The sequence below is a fragment of the Micromonospora globispora genome, from assembly GCF_003857015.1.
Taxonomy (GTDB): domain Bacteria; phylum Actinomycetota; class Actinomycetes; order Mycobacteriales; family Micromonosporaceae; genus Micromonospora; species Micromonospora globispora.
In genome coordinates this window covers 1-5,124 of the sequence record NZ_QGGF01000041.1, presented here as the reverse complement: position 1 = coordinate 5,124, position 5,124 = coordinate 1, and the positions used below count along the sequence as shown (strand labels likewise).

Sequence of the window (5,124 nt, the reverse complement as noted above, 5' to 3'; positions counted from 1 at the left end):
GGTGGGCACCCCGGAGGCGGTGCAGAGCTCGTGGGCGAGCCGCTGCTGGCTCCAGCCACGGGCCAGCCGCAGCTCGGCCAGGAGCGGCCCGAGCAGCGGTGGGCCGGACGGCGGGTACGGGATCATCGGTCCTCCGGTGGGCGTCGGCGCGGGGGCGACGCGGACCTCCGGCTGGACCGGAACGGCGCGTCGCCGATCGTGCTGACCCCCGCGCGGGCCCCCGGGGACCGACCCCACCGCGCTGGCGTCCGTCTTACCCGCCGGGTACGACGCTCCGCCGGGCCACCGTCCGCCCGCTGGGAAGATCGTGGGTACGACGCGCGCCGCCCGCTACAGTCGGGGCGTGGCGCTCGGTCTTCCCTCGGTCCTCCCCAACCCCCAGCCGGCGATCGGGGCGCTGATCCGTGACGGCCAGCCCACCTTCTCCTTCGAGTTCTTCCCGCCCAAGACGCCCCAGGGCGAGCGGCTGCTCTGGCAGGCCATCCGCGAGCTGGAGTCGCTGCGCCCGTCGTTCGTCTCGATCACCTACGGCGCCGGCGGGTCGACCCGGGACACCACGGTCGAGTTGACCGAGCGGATCGCCACCGAGACCACCCTGCTGCCGATGGCGCACCTGACCGCGGTCAACCACTCGGTCGCCGAACTGCGGCACGTGATCGGCCGGCTGGCCGGCGTCGGGGTGCGCAACGTGCTCGCCGTGCGGGGTGACCCGCCCGGCAACCCGGGCGGCGAGTGGGTGCCCCACCCGGAGGGCGTGCGCTACGCCGAGGACCTGGTCCGGCTGGTCCGCGACGCAGGTGACTTCAGCGTCGGGGTCGCCGCCTTCCCGTACAAGCACCCCCGCTCGCCAGACGTGGCGAGTGACACCGCGCACTTCGTCCGCAAGTGCCAGGCTGGGGCCGAGTTCGCCATCACCCAGATGTTCTTCGACGCCGACGACTACCTGCGGCTGCGGGACCGGGTCGCGTCGGCCGGCTGCGACACCCCGATCCTGGCCGGGGTGATGCCGGTGACCCAGATCGGCACCATCGAGCGGTCGGTGCAGCTCTCCGGGGCGCCGTTCCCGCCGGCCCTGGCCGAGCGGTTCGAGCGGGTCGCCGACGACCCGGAGGCGGTCCGCCGGCTCGGCATCGAGCAGGCCAGCGAGATGTGCGCCAGGCTGCTGGACGAGGGGGTGCCGGGGATCCACTTCATCACCCTCAACCGGTCCACCGCCACCCGCGAGGTCTGGCAGCACCTGCGCGCCGACGCGCGAGTGTGACGGCACGTCCCACGACATCGGCCCTGCCCTTCTACGGTTGATCCGTGGTGGGCACACAGCTGAGCTGGGACCAGTACGCGACCGCGTGGGGGCGGCTGCACGGCGGGTTCGATCCGCGGGTCGCGGCACCGGTCGTCCGCGCCTGGCTGCGGTTCGCCTACCACGTCGGGTACGTGCTCGGCCGGCTCCGGATCGGCCCCACCGCGGTGACCGTAACCGGGGTGCTGCTCTGCTTCTGCGTACCGCTCTTCGTCACCCGGCCGGGGAACGGGCCGATGATCGGGGCGCTGTTCGTGCTGCTCGCCTCGGTGGCGGACAGCGTCGACGGCGCGGTCGCGGTGGTGACCGGGCGGACCACCCGGCTCGGATACGTCTACGACTCGGTCGCCGACCGGCTCGGTGAGGCCGCCTGGCTGATCGCGTTCTGGCTGATCGGCGCGCCGGGCGCGCTGGTCGCCGCCGCCGGTGGGCTGTCTTGGCTGCACGAGTACGTCCGCGCCCGGGCGGTCGCCGCCGGCATGCGGGAGATCGGCGCGGTGACCGTCGGGGAGCGACCCACCCGGGTCTGCGTGGCCCTGGTCGGGCTGCTGGTCGCCGGGCTCACCGGGCTGATCGACGTGGACGTCACCGCCGGCACGATCACCATGGCCACCACGGTGTGGGTGCTGCTGGCCGGCTTCGGCCTGGGACAGCTCCTCTCCGCGGTCCGCCGCGCCCTGATCGACGCCGGCTGACCGGCCGCGCTTTCACTCCAGATCGCCGACCTGGCGTTGTCCGTCGGCCGGGAAACCGCGACATCCCCGACCTGGCGCCCACCCACCGGCCCCGCTACCAGGCGGGGCCGATTTCCTCGGCGACGATCTGCGCGGAGAGGGTCACCATGGGCAGGCCGCCGCCCGGGTGGCTGGAGCCGCCGACCAGCCAGAGCCCGTGCGCCGGGCCCCGGTTGGCCGGCCGGAGCAGCCCGCCGGCGGTCCCGTAGATCGCCCCGCCCGGCGCGCCGGTCGCCGCGTCCAGGTCGGCCGGGGTACGGATCTCCCGGAACACCAGCCGGTCCCGCACGTCCACCCCGCGCTCGGCGAGCACGTCGAGGATCCGGTCGGCGTACGCCTCGGCCAGTCCCGGCCGGCGCCAGTCGACCGCGCCGGCGGCGGTGCCGTGCCGGGCGGCGTTGACCAGCACAAACCACGCCTCGTGCCCGTCCGGCCGGACCATCGGGTCGTCGGCGACGGTGACGGTGACGAAGACGGTCGGGTCCATGGCCGGCCGCGCCCGGATCCCCCGGCCCGGGTCACCGAAGACCGCGTCGAACTCGGCGTCGTAGTCGCGGGGGAAGAAGACGTTGTGGTGGGCCAGCCCGGTGTCGCCGCGGACGCCGAGCAGCAGTACGAAGCCGGCCAGGCTGCGGTCGGTCAGCCCGCCCAGCCGGCGTGGGCTGGGCAGCAGGTCCCGGTAGACGGTGAGCGCGTCCACGTTGGCCACCACCACGTCGGCCGGGACGGGGGCGGCGACCCCGGCGAGGCGTACGCCGTGGACCCGGCCGCCCGCCGCGTCGATCCGGGTGACCGTGGCGCCGGTCCGCACCACCACGCCGAGGTCCAGGCAGCGGGAGAGCAGCGCGTCGGCGAGGGTGCCCAGCCCGCCGCGCAGGTACCAGCCGCCGAAGGCGAGTTCGGCGTAGGGGACGGCAACCAGCGCGGCCGGGGCCCGGCGTGGGTCGGCGCCGGTGTAGGTGGCGTACCGGTCGAGCAGCATCCGCAGCCGCGGGTCGGTCAGGTGCCGGCGGCCGAGGCCGCGCAGCGTGCGGCCGGGACCGATCGCGGCGAGGTCGCCGAGGCGCCAGGCCAGGGCCGCGAGGTCGCGCGGTGAGTCGATGGTGCGGCGCAGGATGTCCCGGTGCGACGCCTCCCAGACCCGGGCGGCGCGCCGCCAGAGCCGCTGCCAGTCGGCGGCGGCCCGGTCGCCGAGGGCAGCTCCGATCCGCGCGGTGAACTCGGCCGGGTCGGCGCAGGAGTCCAGGACGGGGCCGCCGCCGGGGAAGACGTGCCGGACGATCGGGTCCAGCGGGGCCAGGTCCAGGTACTCGTCGAGCTTGGCCCCGGTCGCCTCGAACAGGTCGTGGAAGATCTCGGGCAGGGTGAGCAGGCTCGGCCCGGTGTCGAAGTGGTACGCCCCCGCCGGCGTGTCGTGGACGTACCGGCCGAGCTTGCCGCCGACGGTGTCGGCCCGCTCGAAGACGGTGACCTGGTGCCCGGTGACGGCCAGCCGGGCGGCGGTGGCCAGGCCACCCACGCCGGCGCCGATGACCACGATCCGCGCCATGCCGCGCCCTCCTAGCTGACCGGGCGGCCCCGCCAGGAGAGCCGGCGCCGCTTCCGCAGATGGTACGACCGAAATGTCAGCCAACCGAGGACCCCGACCGACACGGGGTGTGCCAGCGCGTCGGGCCACGCCCGCCCGCCGGTGGACCGGGCGCTGAGGACCCGCCCGGCCACCCCGAGCAGGTAGCCGAGGGCCGCGAGCCCGGCCACCGCCGGCGCGCCGGCCGCCAGGGCCACCACGGCGAGCAGCGGGGGAGCGGTGTAGAGCAGGAGCAGCAGGGCCACCACGACGGCGGCCGCCGTCGGGTGGCCGAAGGAGGCCCAGAGCGACTTCGAATAGCCGTCGCGCAGCTGCGGCCAGGTCTCGTACATCCGGCAGGCGGCCAGCCGGGAGCCGTCGGCGAGGGCGATCCGCCCGCCGGAGCGCTTGACCGCCCGGGCCAGTTCGATGTCCTCCAGCACCTTGTCGGCGACCGCCGCGTGGCCGCCGGCCCGCAGGTAGCCGGCCCGGTCGACGACGAGGAACTGCCCGCCCGCCGCGGCGAGGGACGGCCGCGGCGAGCGTTCCATCCCCCGCAGCGGCAGGAAGGTCAGCCACAACCACTGCAGCAGCGGTTGCACCAGCCGTTCGGCCACCGTCGCGACCAGGATCCGGGGGTACGGCGACAGCAGCGCCGCCCGGGCCGCGCGCAGTTCGGTCACCGCCGCCGCCACCGCGTACGGGGTGAGCACCACGTCGGCGTCGACGAAGGCGAGCACGGTGGCGGCTGGCTCGGCGCGGGTGGCGAGCTGCCAGCAGGCGTGCGGCTTGCCCAGCCAGCCCGGCGGCGGGGCGACTCCGGTGAGCAGGGTGAGCCGGAGGTCGCCGCCGGCCACCGCGCGCACCACCTCGGCGGTGCCGTCCGTCGAGCCGTCGTCCAGGACGACGATCCGCAGCCCGGGTACGCCGTGCTGGGCGAGCAGCGCGCGCAGGCACGGCTCCACCCGGTCGGCCTCGTCGCGCAGCGGCAGCAGCACCGCGACCGGCTCGGTCACCTCGACCGGCCCGTCCGTGGGGCGGCGCAGCCACCTGGTCGCGTTGACCCAGGTGTGGAAGGTGAGCGCGGCGAGCGTGACGACGAGGGCGAGGACGGCGGTCATGCCGGCGCGTCGACGCCGGGGCGGGGCAGCGGGTGCGCTTCGGGTCGGCGGGCCTCGTGCCGGCGGGCCCGGAGGAGCACCACGGCCAGCGGTACGGCGGCCACCGCCATGCCGGCCGCGCCCCAGACCGCCGAGGCGGGCAGGCGCAGGAAGACCGCGTGGGCCAGCACGCTGGAGGCGTACGTCCACAGGTAGAGCGCGAACATCGGCGCGTCCCGCCCGTCGGCGCGGTCGACGGCCGGCCCGGCCAGCGGGCGCAGCGCCGCCATCAGCAGCACCGCGAAGAGCAGCCAGCCGAGGTAGTTGCTGACCGGGATGCCGGGCAGCCCGGGCAGCGCCGGGGCGCCGTCCCGCCAGACCCAGTAGCCCTCGGCCACCATCTGCGGATCGAGGAAGAGGTCC

General features: G+C 75.7%; 5 protein-coding genes. 2 read left to right on the top strand and 3 right to left on the bottom strand.

Annotated elements, in window-relative coordinates:
* Window positions 1–343: 343 nt before the first annotated feature.
* Both metF and DKL51_RS01260 read left to right on the top strand, forming a co-directional pair.
* Entirely contained in the window at window positions 344–1,261 is a 918-nt protein-coding gene (gene metF, locus DKL51_RS01265) for a methylenetetrahydrofolate reductase [NAD(P)H] (RefSeq protein WP_109966639.1), read from the top strand.
* A 44-nt stretch (window positions 1,262–1,305) separates the two neighbouring features.
* Window positions 1,306–1,995, top strand: a complete 690-nt coding sequence (locus DKL51_RS01260; protein WP_109944789.1) for a CDP-alcohol phosphatidyltransferase family protein — start codon at window positions 1,306–1,308, stop codon at window positions 1,993–1,995.
* Window positions 1,996–2,089: 94 nt separating this feature from the next.
* Here the strand turns inward: DKL51_RS01260 and DKL51_RS01255 are convergent, their stop codons facing one another.
* The 3 genes from DKL51_RS01255 to DKL51_RS01245 all read right to left on the bottom strand — a co-directional run.
* Window positions 2,090–3,583 (bottom strand): phytoene desaturase family protein, encoded by a 1,494-nt coding sequence (locus tag DKL51_RS01255; protein ID WP_124811633.1) that lies wholly within the window; start codon window positions 3,581–3,583, stop codon window positions 2,090–2,092.
* An 11-nt stretch (window positions 3,584–3,594) separates the two neighbouring features.
* Window positions 3,595–4,722, bottom strand: coding sequence for a glycosyltransferase family 2 protein (locus DKL51_RS01250; RefSeq protein ID WP_124811632.1), 1,128 nt, complete (start codon window positions 4,720–4,722; stop codon window positions 3,595–3,597).
* Window positions 4,719–5,124, bottom strand: a 406-nt coding sequence (locus DKL51_RS01245; protein ID WP_124811631.1) for a carotenoid biosynthesis protein, incomplete at its 5' end; no start/stop codon positions are given. The genes DKL51_RS01250 and DKL51_RS01245, both read right to left, overlap by 4 nt.